General features: G+C 61.9%; 17 protein-coding genes. 6 read left to right on the top strand and 11 right to left on the bottom strand.

The genetic code is table 11. The features are described from left to right. Positions 1-141: 141 nt before the first annotated feature. The gene (gene ppx, locus KEM63_RS01000) at positions 142-1,647 is read left to right on the top strand and encodes an exopolyphosphatase (RefSeq protein ID WP_223654107.1); all 1,506 of its coding nucleotides are present in this window, start codon (positions 142-144) and stop codon (positions 1,645-1,647) included. Here the strand turns inward: ppx and ppk1 are convergent. The 3 genes from ppk1 to KEM63_RS01015 are packed head-to-tail and all read right to left on the bottom strand — an operon-like array spanning position 1,626 to position 6,132. After that, complete coding sequence (gene ppk1 / locus KEM63_RS01005) at positions 1,626-3,803, bottom strand: polyphosphate kinase 1 (RefSeq protein ID WP_423747844.1); 2,178 nt, start codon at positions 3,801-3,803, stop codon at positions 1,626-1,628. The two genes, ppx and ppk1, sit on opposite strands and share 22 nt — an antisense overlap. Positions 3,804-3,843: 40 nt before the next feature. Further along, positions 3,844-4,857, bottom strand: coding sequence for a porphobilinogen synthase (gene hemB, locus KEM63_RS01010; RefSeq protein ID WP_223654118.1), 1,014 nt, complete (start codon positions 4,855-4,857; stop codon positions 3,844-3,846). Positions 4,858-4,899: 42 nt separating this feature from the next. Next, the gene (locus KEM63_RS01015) at positions 4,900-6,132 is read right to left on the bottom strand and encodes a GGDEF domain-containing protein (protein WP_223654120.1); all 1,233 of its coding nucleotides are present in this window, start codon (positions 6,130-6,132) and stop codon (positions 4,900-4,902) included. Between the two features lie 246 nt (positions 6,133-6,378). On the opposite strand from KEM63_RS01015, the gene KEM63_RS01020 reads away from it, so the two are divergent. After that, positions 6,379-6,939: a DUF6436 domain-containing protein gene (locus KEM63_RS01020; protein ID WP_223654122.1), complete on the top strand. Its 561-nt coding sequence runs from the start codon at positions 6,379-6,381 to the stop codon at positions 6,937-6,939. A gap of 12 nt (positions 6,940-6,951) precedes the next feature. Next, the gene (locus KEM63_RS01025; protein ID WP_223654124.1) at positions 6,952-8,460 is read left to right on the top strand and encodes a methyl-accepting chemotaxis protein; all 1,509 of its coding nucleotides are present in this window, start codon (positions 6,952-6,954) and stop codon (positions 8,458-8,460) included. Here the strand turns inward: KEM63_RS01025 and KEM63_RS01030 are convergent, their stop codons facing one another. After that, positions 8,461-8,907 (bottom strand): YaiI/YqxD family protein, encoded by a 447-nt coding sequence (locus KEM63_RS01030; RefSeq protein WP_223654126.1) that lies wholly within the window; start codon positions 8,905-8,907, stop codon positions 8,461-8,463. It abuts the gene before it with no gap. A 28-nt stretch (positions 8,908-8,935) separates the two neighbouring features. Then, positions 8,936-10,843 carry an ATP-binding cassette domain-containing protein gene (locus tag KEM63_RS01035; protein WP_223654128.1) on the bottom strand — a complete coding sequence of 636 codons (1,908 nt, stop codon included), beginning with the start codon at positions 10,841-10,843 and terminating at the stop codon, positions 8,936-8,938. 50 nt (positions 10,844-10,893) lie between these two features. Between KEM63_RS01035 and KEM63_RS01040 the strand changes: the two genes are divergently transcribed. After that, positions 10,894-11,400, top strand: a complete 507-nt coding sequence (locus KEM63_RS01040) for a TIGR02444 family protein (RefSeq protein ID WP_223654130.1) — start codon at positions 10,894-10,896, stop codon at positions 11,398-11,400. Here KEM63_RS01040 and KEM63_RS01045 read toward each other — a convergent pair. The 6 genes from KEM63_RS01045 to KEM63_RS01070 all read right to left on the bottom strand — a co-directional run bounded on the left by KEM63_RS01045 (position 11,397) and on the right by KEM63_RS01070 (position 14,371). Next, positions 11,397-11,912 (bottom strand): AlgP family protein, encoded by a 516-nt coding sequence (locus tag KEM63_RS01045; RefSeq protein WP_223654132.1) that lies wholly within the window; start codon positions 11,910-11,912, stop codon positions 11,397-11,399. The two genes, KEM63_RS01040 and KEM63_RS01045, sit on opposite strands and share 4 nt — an antisense overlap. 17 nt (positions 11,913-11,929) lie before the next feature. Next, a complete protein-coding gene (gene rsd, locus KEM63_RS01050; protein ID WP_223654135.1) occupies positions 11,930-12,403 on the bottom strand; it encodes a sigma D regulator in 474 nt (157 codons plus the stop codon). 122 nt (positions 12,404-12,525) lie between these two features. Next, on the bottom strand, positions 12,526-13,041 hold the full coding sequence (locus tag KEM63_RS01055; RefSeq protein ID WP_223654137.1) for a disulfide bond formation protein B: 516 nt from the start codon (positions 13,039-13,041) through the stop codon (positions 12,526-12,528). Positions 13,042-13,147: 106 nt separating this feature from the next. After that, entirely contained in the window at positions 13,148-13,642 is a 495-nt protein-coding gene (gene secB, locus KEM63_RS01060; protein WP_223654139.1) for a protein-export chaperone SecB, read from the bottom strand. 46 nt (positions 13,643-13,688) lie between these two features. Next, the gene (gene grxC, locus KEM63_RS01065) at positions 13,689-13,946 is read right to left on the bottom strand and encodes a glutaredoxin 3 (RefSeq protein WP_223654148.1); all 258 of its coding nucleotides are present in this window, start codon (positions 13,944-13,946) and stop codon (positions 13,689-13,691) included. 2 nt (positions 13,947-13,948) lie between these two features. Next, a complete protein-coding gene (locus tag KEM63_RS01070; RefSeq protein ID WP_223654150.1) occupies positions 13,949-14,371 on the bottom strand; it encodes a rhodanese-like domain-containing protein in 423 nt (140 codons plus the stop codon). Positions 14,372-14,547: 176 nt separating this feature from the next. Between KEM63_RS01070 and gpmI the strand changes: the two genes are divergently transcribed. Beyond that, the gene (gene gpmI, locus KEM63_RS01075) at positions 14,548-16,086 is read left to right on the top strand and encodes a 2,3-bisphosphoglycerate-independent phosphoglycerate mutase (protein WP_223654152.1); all 1,539 of its coding nucleotides are present in this window, start codon (positions 14,548-14,550) and stop codon (positions 16,084-16,086) included. A 12-nt stretch (positions 16,087-16,098) separates the two neighbouring features. Continuing rightward, entirely contained in the window at positions 16,099-17,283 is a 1,185-nt protein-coding gene (locus tag KEM63_RS01080; RefSeq protein WP_223654154.1) for a murein hydrolase activator EnvC family protein, read from the top strand. The last annotated feature ends 9 nt before the right edge of the window (positions 17,284-17,292 follow it).

The raw sequence follows: 17,292 nt of genomic DNA on the forward strand, positions 1-17,292 counted from the left end.
TCCAAGGATCGTAAGGGGCAGAATGAGAGTCATCATAGCACCACCCCGACGATCAGCGAAAGGCGACCTAGGGCGCTCGTCTTTGCGCAGAAAAGTCTTCGGTGCGGTGCTAGAATCCGGGCAGGTTATTCACGGGAGCGCATGGTGCAGACAGAACAGCCGGACTTTCCGCTGGTAGCAGCGATAGACCTGGGCTCGAACAGCTTCCATATGGTTCTGGCGCGCGTCGACCATGGCGAGATCAGAATTCTCGAGCGGCTCGGCGAAAAGGTCCAGCTTGCCGCCGGTCTGAACGACGATGGCGACCTGAGCGAGGAGGCCATGCAGCGCGGGCTCGATTGTCTGCGTCGCTTCGCCCAGCTGATCAATGGCCTGCCTGCCGGAGCAGTGCGGGTAGTGGGCACCAATGCCCTGCGCGAAGCGCGCAACCGAACCCAGTTCATCCGCCAGGTCCGGCAGATCGTCGGCCATCCGGTAGATGTGGTCTCCGGCCGGGAGGAAGCGCGGCTCATCTATCTGGGCGTCGCCCACACACTTGCCGATGATGCAGGCAAGCGTCTGGTGGTGGACATCGGCGGTGGCAGTACCGAATTCATCGTCGGTCAACGCTTCGAGTCCATTCTCCGCGAGAGCCTGTCGATCGGTTGCGTGTCGTTCAGTCGGCGGTATTTCTCCGATGGTCGCATCAGTCCATCACGCTATGCAGAAGCCTATACCGCGGCCCGGCTGGAGCTGATGCAAATCGAGCAGGCCATTCAGCGCCTGGACTGGCAGGAGGCGGTTGGCGCGTCCGGGACCATCCGGGCTATCGGTCAATGCCTGCAGGCGGCGGGAATGGGTCAGGGCGAGGTTACCCGTGAGGGTCTGCAGTGGCTCAAGCGCCGGGTCATCAAGGCCGGGCAGATCGACAAGCTCGATCTGCCCGGCCTGAAGGCCGATCGACGGCCGATCCTGCCAGCCGGGCTCGCCATTCTGGAGGCGGTGTTCGAAGCGCTCGGCGTGGAGGTCATGCACCATTCCGAAGGCGCGCTGCGCGAGGGCGTGCTGTACGACCTGCTCGGACGGCATCAGCACGAAGACGTCCGCGAGCGGACGCTGAGCGCCCTGATAGAGCGCTATCACGTCGACATCGATCAGGCCGCCCGGGTTGAAGCCAAGGCGATCAGTCTGTTGAACAAGGTCTCCGATGCCTGGGGTCTTACCGATCGCAAGTACGCCGATCTGTTGCGCTGGGCTGCCCGGGTACATGAGGTGGGCATGGACATTGCTCACCACCAGTATCACAAGCACGGCGCCTATCTCATCGAGCATTCGGATCTGCCGGGGTTCTCGCGGCACGAGCAGCAATCAATTTCGCTGCTGATTCGCGGCCACCGGCGCAACCTGCCGAATGACGACCGGCTGAGCGAGTTCGGCGAGGAGGCGCAACCACTGCTGCGCTTGAGCATGCTGCTGCGTCTGGCGATTCTGTATCACCATATCCGGGGGTATCAGGAAATGCCGGCCCTCGCCGTGGAAACCTCCGGGAACGCCTTGAGCGTGGTGTTTCCCGAAGGCTGGCTGGACAACAATCCGCTAACCCAGGCGGATTTCCAGCAGGAAGCCCAGTCCTGGGATAAGATCGGTTATACGCTGACGGTGCGCTGAGGCGAGTTGCCCAGCTTGTCCAGCAGCGCGCTTTGAGCACTGCGCGCAAGCTGGTTGCCGGAGGGATTGCTGCGCACATAGCTGCCATCGGGCTGCAGAATCCAGCTCTGGGTGTTGTCGGTGAGGAACACCTGCAGCTCCTGCTTGGCACGGGTGATCAGCTTCTTCCCTTCCAGGGGGAAGCAGGTCTCGACGCGTTTCTCGAGGTTGCGCTCCATCATGTCGGCGCTGGACAGCCAGACCTGCTCCTGCCCCTCGTTGAGGAAGTAGTAAACCCGGCTGTGCTCAAGAAAACGCCCGACGATCGAGCGCACGTTGATGTTGTGCGATACGCCCGGAATGCCGGGCCGCAGGCAGCACATGCCGCGCACGATCAGATCGATCTTCACGCCGGCCTGCGAAGCCTTGTACAGGGCCTTGATGATCTTCGCATCGGTCAGTGCATTGACCTTGGCGATGATCTGCGCGGGTTTGCCGGCCTGCGCTGCCAGCGCTTCGCGGTTGATCAGTTCGAGCAGTCGCTTCTTCAGCGTAAAGGGAGCCTGCAGCAGCTTTTTCATGCGCAGGGTCTTGCCCATTCCGATCAGTTGATTGAACAGCTTGTGCACGTCTTCGGTCAGCGCCAGGTCGGACGTCAGCACGCTGTAGTCGGTGTACAGCCGTGCGTTGCCGGCGTGGTAGTTGCCGGTACCCATATGCGCATAGCGTCGTAGAACCTTGTCCTCGCGGCGCAGGATCAGCATCATCTTGGCGTGCGTCTTGAAGCCCACCACGCCATAGATGACCACCGCGCCTGCCTGCTGGAGCCTGCTGGCCAGCTGCAGGTTCGACTCCTCGTCAAAACGGGCGCGCAGCTCGATGACTACCGTCACCTCCTTGCCGTTACGCGCCGCGTCCACCAGCGCGTTGACGATTTCCGAGTTGGCTCCGGTCCGGTACAGCGTCTGCTTGATAGCCAGAACGTTTGCGTCCTGCGCAGCCTGGCGCAGCAGGTCGACAACCGGGCTGAAGGATTCGTAGGGATGCAGCAGCAGAATGTCCTGTTTGCTGATCGCCTGAAACAGGTTGTCCGCGCTCGACAGGAGCTTGGGAATTCCCGGACTGAAGGGCGGGAACTGCAGCTCGGGATGATTCTCCAGCGTGGTGATGGCGAACAGGCGCGTGAGGTTGACCGGGCCGTTGACCTCGTACAGCTCCGCCTCGCTGAGGCCGAACTGCTTGAGCAGGAAGTCGGTCAACGGCTTCGGGCAATTATCCGCCACTTCCAGACGCACCGCGTCGCCGTAACGCCGGGACAGCAGCTCGCCGCGCAGTGCGCGGGCCAGATCGTCCACCTCATCGGGATCGACGATCAGGTCGGCATTTCGCGTCAGGCGGAACTGGTAGCAGCCAAGCACCTTCATGCCGGGAAACAGCTCGTCGGCATGGGCATGAATCATTGACGAGAGGAACACGAAAGCGTCGCCACCGTCCTCGCACAGTTCATCGGGCAGCTTGATCAGGCGCGGCAGCGAGCGCGGCGCCGGAATGATTGCCAAACCCGAATCGCGGCCGAAGGCATCAGTCCCTTCCAGCTGGACGATGAAGTTCAGGCTCTTGTTCACCAGCAGCGGAAACGGGTGGGTCGGGTCCAGCCCGATGGGGCTGATGACCGGCGCGACTTCCTGACGGAAATACCGGCGCACCCACAGCGTCTGCTTGTGCGTCCACTGATACCGGCGCACGAAGCGGATGCCCTTCTCGGCCAGTTGCGGCAGCAACACATCGTTCAGGATGGCGTACTGACGACCAACCTGCTGGTGCGCCAGCTCACTGATCTTGCTCAGCACCTGCTGCGGCTGCAGGCCATCCGGCCCGGTCTGCTCACGGGCGAAGGTGATCTGCTTTTTCAGCCCGGCGACGCGGATCTCGAAAAACTCGTCCAGGTTGCTGGAGAAAATCAGCAGGAATTTCAATCGCTCCAGAATCGGATAGGATTCGTCAAGCGCCTGCTCCAATACGCGGATGTTGAACTGCAGCTGCGACAGTTCACGATGGATGTACAGCTCCGGCGCATTGATGTCGGCGGAGGGTGTGGCGGGCTCGGACGGCGCGGTCAGCGCCGGTGCGCTGCGCACCACCGGTAATGACTGTGCCGGATCCTTGACTTCGCTCATGTCACCCACGCTCTTGAGTTCCTGCATGAATTCCTCTTGATCAGTTCGATTGCCGCAGCTGGCGCGCAGCGGTCTTGGCAAAGTAGGTAAGGATCGCATCCGCGCCGGCGCGCTTGATGGCCGTCAGCGACTCGAGGATGACCGCATCGCTCAGCCAACCGTTGGCAATGGCTGCCTGGTGCATGGCGTATTCGCCGCTCACCTGGTAAACGAAGGTCGGGACCTTGAACGTCTCCTTCACGCGGTGGACGATGTCCAGATACGGCATGCCCGGCTTGACCATGATCATGTCGGCACCTTCGGCCAGATCCTGCGCCACTTCATGCAGGGCCTCGTCGGAGTTTGCCGGGTCCATCTGATAGGTGGCCTTGTTACCCTTGCCCAGATTACCTGCCGAACCGACGGCGTCGCGGAACGGGCCGTAATAGGCGCTGGCGTACTTGGCAGAGTAGGCGAGGATCCGCGTATTGATGTGTCCTGCCTCTTCGAGCGCACGGCGCATGGCGCCGACGCGCCCGTCCATCATGTCGGACGGGGCGACAATGTCCGCGCCTGCTTCGGCATGCGAGAGCGTCTGGCGCACCAGTGCCTCGACGGTGACGTCGTTCAGCACATAGCCGGCCTCGTCGATGATGCCGTCCTGTCCGTGCGTGGTGAACGGGTCGAGCGCCACGTCGGTGATGACACCGAGCTGCGGAAACGCCTGCTTCAGAGCGCGCGTCGCACGCTGGGCCAGGCCGTCGGGGTTGTAGGCTTCGGCAGCATCCAGCGATTTGCATGCAAGGGGGGTAACCGGGAACAGTGCTACGGCAGGAATGCCCAGCTCTACCAGCTCGGCGGCTTCCTCGAGCAGCAGGTCGATCGACAGCCGTTCGACGCCAGGCATCGACGCTACCGCTTCGCGCTGGTTTTCACCTTCGAGAACGAATACGGGATAGATCAGATCGTCGGCGGTCAGGCGCGTCTCGCGGACCAGGCGGCGGGAAAAATCGTCACGCCGCAACCGCCGCAGGCGGCTCAGCGGAAACTGGCGATTTGCAGGATCAAAGCTCACTGGAACTCCCGTGGTGCCGGAACGACACCTATCTGATTGACGTTATACGTCCAGATTATGACGGAATTGCGACAGTAAGCGTAATGCCATCTGGTCCTGCAGTTCCTGATCCGGCACGCTGGCCAGCTCGACGCGATTGCGGCCCAGCGCCTTGGCTCGGTAGAGCGCTGCATCCGCAACGCCGACCAGGGAATCGAAGTCGTAGCCGTGCTGATCGCTGCAGGCCACGCCCATGCTGACGCTCAACGCCACTGGCAGGTTCTCGTTCTGCCACGGCTGAGCGCACAGTGCCTGCCGGATGCGTTCGGCCACCTGCACTGCACTTTCCGTATCGAGGCCCGGAAGCAGGAGTACGAATTCTTCGCCACCAAAGCGCCCGAGCAGGTCATCGTTGCGTAGATGCTGGCGTACACGGCTTACCAGATGACACAGCACCGCATCACCGGTCTGGTGGCCGAACTGGTCGTTGATCCGCTTGAAATGGTCCGCGTCGAGCATGATCAGTGTGGCCGGGTACTCCTGCTGCCGTGCCAGTTCGAGTACGGCCGCGGCTTGCTGCTGCAGGCTGCGACGGTTCAACGTATTGGTCAGGGCATCGCGTTCGGACAGGCGATGCAGGGCGATGGTGGTGCGGTAATGGGTCATGAGGAGGAAGCCGCAGGCCAGGCCGATCTGCGCTACCATCGCCCCTAGCAGCGTCACGCTCTGCATCGGCACCAGGTTGGTTTCCTGCGATAAAGGCAGAAGCGTGAAGCTCAGGGCTGCCCGGAAGGCCAGCCCGATGGCGCAGAACAGGGCGGTGAAGCCGGTAAACCAGTAGGCGGTGCGCATCGGCTGTTCAGCGGGGATCAGGAGCTCGCGGGCGCAGAGTAGGCTCATCCCCGAGAGAATGACCGAGGAAATTACGATACGCGCCGGCATATCGTCGACCTGAAAGCGGAACACCCACATCAGCAGCATCACGGTCAGGGCGGCGAGCAGAGGGCCGGTCTGGGGCTGCGTCTGGCCCTTGAACGCGCGGATCCCAAGCCAGGTGACGCCGATACCGAGGGTCATCAGCGTATAGGCGAGAACGACGGACAGGCCGTGGTGGATGTGCTCCTGGTAGACGTTCAGGACAAGGCCAAGCATGATCGCGAAGTTGCCCAGCGCCCAATGGCGCAGCCCCTTCTCGATCCCGGCATGCCAGGCGGCCACGCACAGCAATAGCGTCATGCTCAGAGTAACCAGCGACAGGGCTACTCCGAGGGTGGCGATGTCAAGTTCTCCAGGCATGGGGAAATATCATCCTTGTTCGGCTCGGAACGTGCCGGATACCGCTGTTATCTAGAATAGGAATTCCGCTCAGATGGGCAACCATATCAGCAGACCGTCGAATGCAAATGCGGTTCCCGGTGGAAATGTGGTCGAGTTAGCAGTTGATAGGCTGGCCGATGAACGGCAATGCTGTTTTTCTATTGGGCGCGCGGCCTCGGCACTTCTAGAGTGTGCGCACGCAGCCGTCACGCTTCAGGACCAGGATTGAAAACCACTAGCGGCACTATCTGGCGGGCAGGTCTGACGGCACTTCTTCTGGTGGTGTGGCTGGCCGGGCTCGTCTGGGCGTTCTGGTGGTACGAGGGGCGCTATGTCCGGCCGTTCGACCGCCCGGCCTTTTTCAACGGCGTCGCTGTTGCACCGCCGTTCGCCGTCGGCCAGGTTCAGGTGGTTCATGTCTGGCAGCCCGGATGTCCATGCAATGCGGGGCATGAGCAATACATCGCGGAGATGACCGAGCGCTTCACTGCCCTGGGCGTGCAATTTGCCGTCGCCGGAGCAGAAAATGAAGAAAAAGGAGGCAGTCCGTTCAAGAATTTGCCCTACTGGCCGATACCAGAAGCGTGGGCCGATTGGCCTGGTACTCCGTCGATCGCAATCTGGGATGCAACGGGCAGGCTGGCTTACGTCGGCCCCTACAGCGACGGCGTGCACTGCAACAGCCAGAGCAGTTTTGTAGAGCCAGTGATACGGACATTGCTGTCGGGCCGATCGGTCAACATTACCTCGCAGGACACGGTGTCCTGCCTGTGTGAGCTCCGTTAACTGGAACGCACCATGAATACTGGTAGTAGGTCTCCTGCCCTCGGGCTGGAAGGGCTGTATCTGAAAGCCGATCGCACCATGCTCGGTGTGCTGTGGATCACGCTGCTGTACTCCTTTGCGCTCGCAGCGTGGCACGACACCTGGATGCAGGCCCTTCTGGTCGGTGGCGGGACCGTCGCGGTCATGCATGCCCTCCACGGGCTTATTCGCGGGCAGCGGCTATTTCGCTGCATGGTGGCGGTGGCGCTGATGGTCATGTCTGCACTGCATATCAACCAGAGCCAGGGCGCGGTGGAAATGCATTTTTCCATTTTCGTCTTGCTGGCCTTCCTCATCTACTACCGGGACTGGCTGCCGATTGTGGTCGGAGCGGGCGTGATCGCCGTGCACCATCTGGCGTTCTTCTATCTGCAGAGCACCGCCAGTGGCGTGTGGCTGGCCGCGGAAGCCACCTGGGGGTTGGTCTGGGTTCACGCTGGCTATGTGGTCGTCGAAGCGGTGGTACTGGTCTACCTGGCTCGCCAGAGCATGCAGGATGCACAGGAAGGACTGGCGCTGAGCGAAGCGACTGCGCACATCACCGAAGGGCGTGGAGGCATCGATCTCAGCTATCGCGTCTCGATCAAGTCGCCGGCGATGGATGCGTTCAACAGCTTTGTTGGTCAGCTCGGCGATGTCGTTGGGGGTGTGCAGGGTGGGCTGCGTCAGCTTGGCGAGCTCAGCTCGGATGTCACCGGTAAATCGGTCCAGGTTCGTCAGGGCGCAGACCGGCAGGCTGGCGAAGCGAACTACATGGTGCAGGCCATTGGCGAGCTCAGCGCAGCCACCTCTGCCGTAGCCCGCAATGCCGAAGAAGCTGCCGGTGCGGCTCGCAATGCCGACCAGCACGCGGCCCGTGGCAATCAGGCAATGCAGCGCATCAAGCAGGAAGTTGCCTCCTTGCATCAGGATATCGCCGTTACCGGTGAGGCGGTGGAAGGCACCGCGCGGATCGCTGCGGATATTCATCAGGTGGTCGATGCCATCCGCGGCGTGGCCGAGCAGACCAACCTGCTGGCGCTGAATGCAGCGATCGAGGCTGCCCGTGCGGGTGAGCAGGGGCGCGGCTTCGCCGTCGTTGCCGACGAAGTGCGCAATCTGTCCCAGCGGACCTCCAAGTCCACTGCAGAGATTCAGGACTTCATTACCCGTCTGCAGGAAGCTTCCGGCGCTGCCACCCAGGCGATGGTTCGCAGCCGTGCTTCGGTCGAGCGCTGTCTGGATTCGGCAGATTCCAGCGCTCAGATGCTGCAGGGAATGGTCGGCGAGATCACGCAGATATCACAGCTCAACGAGCTGATCGCCACCGCGACCCAGGAACAGGCTGCAGTGGGCGACGATCTCGCGCAACATGTGCATGGCGTGCGGGAAGTTGCCAGTACCAACGCCGATCAGGCAGTGGAGCTGGCGTCTCTGGCAGACCGTCTCGATAGCCTGCGCAGCGAACTCGACCAGCAGGTGAGCCGCTTCATCGTTCGCTGATCAGAGTCGCGCCAGTAGACGATCAAGGGAATTGGCGAAGGCCTGCTTGTCGCGATCGCTGTAGGGTGCCGGGCCGCCGCGTCCGGCCAGGCCCGCTCCGCGCAGTTCATCCATGAGATTGCGCACGGCCAGCCGTTCGCCCACGTTCGAGGCGTCATAGATCACACCGCGCGGATTGATGGCGACGATCTGCCGCTCCACCAACCCCGCCGCCAGGGGTATATCTGCCGTAACGACCAGATCCCCTGGCTGGGCGTTATCGATGATGTACTGGTCCGCCACATCCGCGCCGCTGGGTACGACCACCTGACGTACACCCGGGCCTGGGGGCAGTTGCTGGGCGCTGTTGGCGACCAGAATCAGCTCGATCTGGCGCCGCCGTGCGGCGCGCACCACCACGTCTCGAACCGGACGCGGGCAGGCGTCGGCGTCAATCCACAGCGTCATTGGCGCACCTGCATGGGTAAGGTCTCCGTCATGCGTCGGCGCTGGCCTGCAGCGCCTCCAGTTCCTCGCTGGCGTCCATCCACTGCTCCTCCAGCGCGTCCAGATTCTGCTTGCAGGCGGTTTGCCGGGCCAGCAGGTCCTTCAGTCTATCCTTGCTGTCGGGCTGATACAGGCTCGTGTCGCTCAACGCAGACTCGATTTCCTGCAGTTCGGTGTTCACGCGCGCCATGGCCTGTTCCAGCTTGTCGATCGCTTTCTTCATGGGCGCCAACCGCTGTCTCTGCTCGGCAGCCAGACGCCGCTGCGCCTTGGCGTCCACCTTGGGCTGTTCGGCAGGCGCATCGACACGAGCCTGCTCCTGCTGCTGACGAAAGCGTGCAAGCCAGCGGGTATAGGTATCGAGATCGTCTTCATAGACCTGCAGGCGACCGTCCGCCACCAGCCAGAGCTCGTCGGTGGTGTCGCGAATCAGTGCACGGTCGTGCGACACCAGCAGCATTGCACCGTCGAACTCCTGCAGCGCCAGCGTCAGTGCGTGACGCATCTCCATGTCCAGATGGTTGGTCGGCTCGTCCAGCAGCAACAGATTGGGCTTTTGCCAGGCAATCAGTGCAAGGGCGAGGCGCGCCTTCTCGCCTCCGGAGAAATTCCGCACCGGCTCCTCGGCGCGATCGCCATGGAAATCGAATCCGCCTATGAAATTGCGCAGCGTCTGCTCCCGCTCCTGCGGCGCCAGGCGCGCGAGGTGCAGCAGCGGGCTCGCCGCCGGATCGAGGCTGTCGAGCTGATGTTGAGCGAAGTAGCCTATCGCTAGATGCTCGCCGGTCTTCAGCTCCCCGGCAATAAGCGGCAGGCTGCCGGCCAGCGTCTTGATCAGGGTCGACTTGCCGGCGCCGTTTGGTCCCAGTACGCCGATCCGCGCCCCCGGCGCAAGTTGCAGCTTGATCTGCTCAAGCACCGGCTCGCTGCCGTAGCCGAGATTGCCCTTGTGCAGATCGATCAGCGGGCTGGACTGCTTGTCGGCTTCGCGGAAACGGAAGGAGAAGGGCGAGTCGATATGGGCCTGGCTGAGCAGCTCCATGCGTTCGAGCGCCTTCAACCGGCTTTGCGCCTGGCGTGCCTTGGTGGCCTGGGCACGGAAGCGGGCGATGTACCGCTGCATGTGCTCGCGCTGCGCCTGTTGCTTCTCGAAGGCTGCCTGCTGTTGTGCGAGACGTTCTGCACGCGTTCGTTCGAACTGCGAATAGCCGCCGCGATACATCACCAGTTGCTGCTGATCGACATGTACGATGCTCTCGACCACGGCATCGAGAAAATCACGGTCGTGGGAAATCAGCAACAACGTGCCGGGGTAGCTGCGCAGCCAGTCTTCCAGCCAGAGAATCGCATCCAGGTCCAGGTGGTTGGTGGGCTCGTCCAGGAGCAGCAGGTCGGAGGGGCACATCAAGGCTTGCGCCAGGTTCAGGCGCATCCGCCAGCCGCCGGAGAAGTCGCCCACCCGAGCTTCTGCCTGGTCCCGAGCGAAGCCGAGGCCGGCGAGCAGCGTACGCGCTCGACTGTCGGCGGTAAATCCGTCGTGTGACTCGAGTTCGGCGTAGACTGTGCCGAGTTGTTCCGCATCATTCCGGGCTTCAGCATCGGCCAGGCGTTGCTGAATGTCGCGCAGGCGCTGGTCACCGTCGAGCACGTAATCGACGGCAATGCGTTCGAGGTCCTCGATCTCCTGGCGCATGTGCGACAGCCGCCAGTCGACAGGCAGATAGCAGCTGCCCGCATCGGGTGCCAGCTGGCCGCGCAACAGCGCAAAAAGGCTGGATTTGCCGGCTCCATTGGTGCCGAGCAACCCTATCTTCTGGCCGGGGTGGATGGTCAGGCTGGCATTGTCCAGCAGGCGCAGCGGACCACGCTGCAGGGTAAGCGATTCGATTTTGATCATGGCTGCGGAGTATATCAGCGGCGATCATCCGCGAGTATGAAGGAACCGGTATGACAGATGTCAGGCTGAAGAGATTCGCCGGCACCGTTTACGGCGCGCCGGGGGCGCAAGCGCTGCTGCTCGATTGCCAGGATCGCCTGGGACTGGACGTTCTCTGTCTGCTGGGCGCCTGTTGGTTGGGTGCGACCGGGCGCTCCCTTGATGTCGGTGGCTGGCGTCAGGTCCTGGCGGGACATGGCAAGTGGCGAGAGGAGGTCATCGAGCCGTTGCGACGTGCGCGGCGCGCGATCAGGCCCATCGCCCAGGCGGAGGCTTTCTACCGGCAAGTCAAACAGTGCGAGTTGAGCGCGGAATGGTTGGCGCTCGAATGGATCGAACCACCTCTGTCAGCTCATGCGGTGCGTGATCCGGGGCTGATCGAGGCGGCGACTCGCCGGTCCATCGAAGCCTATTGCGTAGCCGCAGGTGTCGATCCAGAGATGTTGCAGGAAACCCGCGAAGCGCTGATCGGGCTTGCGGTAGGATGGCGCGCCGTAACCGACGCGCCGGCCGATTAGGCGCTCGTGTCGGCCTGCTTGGGCGGGTTCTTGCGGCCGCGGCTGCGACGCGGGGCCCGCCGTGGCTTGTCTTCCTCTACCGCAGCCTGAGGGTTGTCGCGTTTGTCGATGGCCTGGCTGACCTGATCCTCGATCCGGTCGAAGCCTTTGGCCAGGCGCAGCGTCTGACGAATATCGCCCTTGAGCTGCTTGATATAGCCTTCGGCCGACTGGCGTGCCTGTCCGAGCTCGGACAGTGCCTGCTCCAGCTCGTCGACCTTGCCTTGCGCCTTGGACACCGACTTGCTGTCTGCCCCGGTCTGGCGGGCATTGAGCTTTTCACGCGCTTCAACCAGCTTGGCGTCAAGCTTGGCATGCTGACGATTGATCTTCTCCAGCGCCTTGTGCGCGTCCTGCTCGGCCTGCTGGCAGGCTTCGCCAAGGTGATCCTTGAGCGAACGTGTAAGGGTTTGCAGCAGATGCAGGGGGGTGGTGACCTTCCCGGTCTTCTTCGCTTCGCTTGTTTCAGCCACGTGCGACTCCATGATTGTCAGCTGGCTGCCAATGCAGCCCGGTGCGAGTTGTGCAGTACTTCGATGAGGCAGTCTTCCAGTTCGAAGCGCTCATGCAACATCGCGCCGAGCATCTGCAGGCGGGCCTGCATATCGGGCTCGTCCACGCCACTGGCGGTATTGGCATAGCGGTCATTGAAGGCCACCGCAGCCTGAGTGATGGTCTCGATGCGCGGATACACCTGACGAACCAGCTCCAGACCGCGTTCATTCTGGAAGTCTTCCGCTTCACGGATCAACTGCTCGTAAATTTCGAAATGCCCGGCAGACACATAGTCCACCAGCACATCGCAAAAGGATTCCAGCGCCTGATCGGGGCTTTCGTCCGGCGGAGTCCGGTCGCGGAGAGCGACATACTCGCTGATCAATTGCTTGCGCTCGGACAGCCAGCGATCGATCAGTTGATTGACACCGCCCCAGCGTTCCTGGGCTGTTGTGCAGCTCTCCAGCATCTTCCACCTCGTCTATGAGCGGCCGGCCCGTTCTGCCGGTAAACCTTGATGATCGTTATCGTCGCAACAGCATAGGCCAGTCAATACGACAGCATCAATACCGCATAACTTCCCCGAAAAGTTCAATCATGCGAGCGAAAAATCTGTACCAGTCCGAACAGAGTGAATCCGATGAAGGCAATCAGTGTGCATTCGGCAATGCTCAGCCCCAGAAAGGTCCAGCTCACCGCCGCGCAGTCGGCGGTGCCGCTGAACAACAGGCTGACTATATCCTGCAGCGGGAGTACATCCATCATGTAGTCGAGGCTGGGCAGGCAGGAGGGCAACTGATCGGCAGGCTGGTACTGCAGCCAGACCTGGCGGCCGGCGATGGCGCCGCCCAGTACGGCGAACAGGGTGGTGACGCCGCCGTAGACCCGTGCGGCGCCGGCTCGGGCCTTGCCTTGCCTGGGCGCCGGGTTGTGAAGCACCGCAGTGAGGCAGGTCAGACCGATCAGGACAAAGGCAATACGCTGGATGATGCACAGCGGGCAGGGCAGCAGGCCCATGTAATGCTCCATGTACAGCGCAATCAGCAGCAGCACGACACAAACAATGAAAGCGAGCAGGTAGAGCAGGCGGGATGCGGGCAGGGTCATGCTTGTTTCCGTCAGGATCGTTACAGGAGGCCTACCATAGAGCAGCAGCATGACGGAGACAAGACGCAGAACCGGCTAGCCGGAATGGCCAGCCGGCGAAGCGGAATCAGGCGGTCTGTTCACCTTCCTGGGCGCGACGCTGCTCGGCCTGGGCGTAGAGCGCGTCGAAGTTGACCGGAGACAGCATCAGGGGAGGGAAGCTGCCGCGCAGTACCAGGTTGTCGATGGTTTCGCGCGCATACGGAAACAGGATGTTCGGGCAGAACGCGCCCAGCGTGTGACGCATCGCTGCTTCATCCAGACCGTTGATGGCGAAGATGCCGGCCTGCTGCACTTCGGCGATGAAGGTCACTTCATCGTTGCCGTTGGTGACGGTGGCGGACAGGCTCAGGACCACCTCGTGAATGCCTTCCTGTAGCTGGCTGTGGCGTGTGTTCAGATCAAGGTTGACCTGCGGGTTCCACTGGCTCTGAAAGACCGACGGAGACTTCGGTGATTCGAAGGAAAGGTCCTTCACGTAGATGCGCTGCAGGCTGAACTGCACCTGATTGCCCTGGTCAGCGCCATTGGCGGCTTGATTGTTCTGATTTTCGTCGGCCATGTGCGGTCCTTATGCGTGTATCGATTGAGTCTTGAAAGAGGGATGCTCAGCTGGCCAGCATTGCATCCAGTTTGCCGGCGCGCTCTAGCGCCATGAGCTGATCACAGCCGCCGACGTGGTGATCGTTGATCCATATCTGTGGCACCGAAGTACGGCCGCCGGCAAGCCGGGTCATTTCGGCTCGCAGATCCGGCTTGCCATCCACGCGGATTTCCCGATATCCGACCTTCTTCGCGTCGAGCAGGTGCTTGGCTCGAATGCAGAACGGGCAGAAATCGCTGCTATAGATAGTGACGTCGGACATAGTCATTTCACCAGGGGTAGATTGTCGGCTCGCCAACCGCCGATCCCTCCAGCCAGTCTGTGAACATGCTGATGGCCCGCTGCCTTGAGTTGCTTGGCGACTGAGCCGGCATGCTGGCCGTTGGCGCAAACCAGGATGATGGGTCTGTCTTTGTGTTTGTCCAGTTCTACCAGACGCGTCTGTATGCTGTCATTGGGAATGTTGAGCGAGTCGACGATATGCCCGGCAGCGAACTCCTTCTTGGTACGTATGTCCACCACCTGCGCATTTTCCTTGTTGATGAGCGCCGTGGCCTGCTGCGTGGTGATCGCCTTGCCCGCCTTGCGGCCTTCGGTGACGATCAGCAGAGTGAGTACAACCAGGAAAGCGGTGGTCAACACATAGTGGTTGCCGATGAATTCGATGAGGTGTTGAAGAAACTGCATGGGGCGGTCCCGGATCGATAAAGTCCGCCAGTATACACAGCACCCCCTAGCGGCAGAACCACCCGTGCGCATGACATGCCGGCACTTGGCAAGTAAACTGATTGCACCACGCCTGACCGCCGCACGGCCTGTCGGCAAGTGTGCTTCCGAGAACCCAACCTGCGAGCCCATTCAGTATGACAGTTGCCCCAAAACCCCTGGTCCTGATGATTCTCGATGGCTTCGGACACAGCGATTCCCCCGACTCTAACGCCATCATGGCTGCCAATACACCAGTCTGGGATCAGTTGTTGGCCACTGCGCCGCACACGCTGGTCTCGGGATCCGGAATGGACGTCGGCTTGCCCGACGGGCAGATGGGCAATTCCGAGGTCGGGCACATGAATCTCGGCGCCGGGCGCGTGGTGTACCAGGATTTCACCCGGGTGACCAAGTCGATCGCCGATGGCGACTTCTTCGACAATCCGACGCTGTGCGAAGCCGTCGACAAGGCGGTAGCTGACGGCAAGGCCGTGCATGTGATGGGCCTGGTCTCGCAGGGCGGTGTCCATAGTCACGAATCGCAGATTGTCGCCATGGTCGAACTTGCCGCCCGCCGCGGCGCTCAGCGCATTCTGGTGCACGCGTTTCTCGATGGCCGTGATACGCCGCCCAAGAGTGCCGAGCCGTCCCTGCAGATGCTGGAAAAGGCTTACCAGCGCCTGGGCCAGGGTCGCACCGCCAGCCTGATTGGTCGCTACTACGCCATGGACCGAGACAACCGCTGGGAGCGCGTTGAAGCGGCCTACAACCTGATCACCGAAGGCCAGGCCGAATACACCTCTGCCACCGCGGTCGACGGTCTTGCGGCCGCCTACGAACGCGGCGAAAGCGACGAATTCGTCAAGGCCACGGTGATCGGCGAGCCGGCTCGTGTCGAGGACGGCGACGCCGTGGTCTTCATGAATTTTCGCGCTGATCGGGCTCGCGAGCTCAGTCGCGCCTTCGTCGACCCGGACTTCTCCGGGTTCGAGCGGCAGCGTTCACTGCTGATGGCCGGCTACGTCATGCTCACGCAGTATGCAGCAGACATCCCCGCGCCCTGTGCCTTCCCGCCCTCTTCGCTGGACAATGTACTGGGCGAATACCTTGCCAAGCAGGGCAAGACCCAGCTGCGCATCGCCGAGACCGAGAAGTACGCACACGTTACGTTCTTTTTCTCCGGCGGCAGGGAAGAGCCCTTCGAAGGCGAGGAGCGAATCCTGATTCCTTCGCCCAAGGTCGCCACCTATGACCTGCAGCCCGAAATGAGCGCGCCCGAGGTCACCGACCGCATCGTCGAAGCGATCGAAGAGCAGCGTTACGATGTCATCATCGTCAACTACGCCAATGGCGACATGGTTGGTCACACCGGTGTTTTCGAGGCTGCGGTCGCTGCAGTCGAGTGCCTGGACAAGTGCATCAGCCGTATTCAGGCTGCCTTGCAGAAGGTAGGAGGCGAAGCGTTGATCACTGCAGATCATGGCAACGTCGAGCAGATGTCTGATGACTCTACCGGGCAGGCCCACACGGCGCATACCTGCGAGCCGGTGCCCTTTGTTTACATGGGGCCGCGCCAGGTCGAGCTGCGTGACGGCGGCATTCTTTCGGATGTAGCGCCGACCATGCTGACATTGCTCGGGCTCGAGCAGCCGAGCGAAATGACTGGCCGCTCCATCGTTACCCGGATTGCCTGACGCGGAGCGCCAATGAGCCGTAGCAGAGTGTTGTCGCGCGGCAGGTCTGCATGGCGTGCCGTCGCGCTTGCCGGTGTGCTGTCCGCGTTCGCCGGCGTGCCGGTCCAGGCTGATGACAAGCGCGAAGCCCAGGCCGAGCTCAAGCAGACCGAGGCCGAAATCAATCGGTTGAAGAAAATGCTGGGCAATCTCAAGCAGGAGATGTCCGGTCTGGAGTCCGAACTCAAGGAAAGCGAAACCGAGATCGGCACGTTGCGCAAGGAAACGCGCGAGATCGAGCAGCAGATCCAGGAAGGTGAGACCCGCCTGGACGACCTCACCGAACAGGCCGAGCGCTTGCATGCCGCATTGGAGGCCCAGCAATCGCAGATTGCCCGGCAGGTGCGGGCAGCCTACATGGCTGGAAGCCAGGATTATCTCAAGGTCATGCTCAATCAGGATGACCCGGCCCGCGTGGCGCGGATGATGCAGTACTACCGATATGTCAACGCCGCACGCCTCGAAGAGATCGAGCAGTACCAGCAGACGATCGAGCAGATCCATCAGGCCAGCACCGCGATCGTGGCGGAACAGACGCTTCTGCAGAAAAATCGCGAGGAGCTCGCCGAGCGGCGTCAGAGTCTGGAATCGGAGCGGGTCAGGCGTGGCGAGCTGCTCGCTTCGCTCGACAAGCGCAGCCGCAGTGAAGGGCAGCGGCTGAAGCAGCGTGAGTCCGAGCGCGCCGAGCTGAGCAAGCTGATCGAGTCGCTTGATCAGGCGGTGACCAGCATTCCCACGCCCGCCGGCAACCAGCCGTTCACTCAAGCCAAGGGCAAACTGCCGCTGCCGACACAGGGCAGCATCAAGGCGCGATTCGGTAGCCAGCGCGGGGACGACTCGCGGCTGAAGTGGGATGGCCTTCTGATTGCTGCCAGCGAAGGAGCCCCGGTGCATGCGGTGCATGGCGGGCGCGTGGTGTTTGCCGAATGGCTTCGCGGTTCGGGGCTACTGATGATTCTCGATCATGGCAATGGCTACCTGAGTCTGTACGGGCACAATCAAAGCCTGCTTCAGGAGGTCGGGACCTGGGTCAAGCCCGGCGAAACCATCGCTACAGTCGGTAGTAGCGGGGGTCTCGGCAGCCCTACGCTGTATTTCTCGATACGCCACCAGGGCCGCGCACTAGACCCGCTTGCCTGGTGTATGCTGTCCGGATAAACGCAGCGG

The organism is Halopseudomonas nanhaiensis (assembly GCF_020025155.1).
GTDB lineage: Bacteria > Pseudomonadota > Gammaproteobacteria > Pseudomonadales > Pseudomonadaceae > Halopseudomonas > Halopseudomonas nanhaiensis.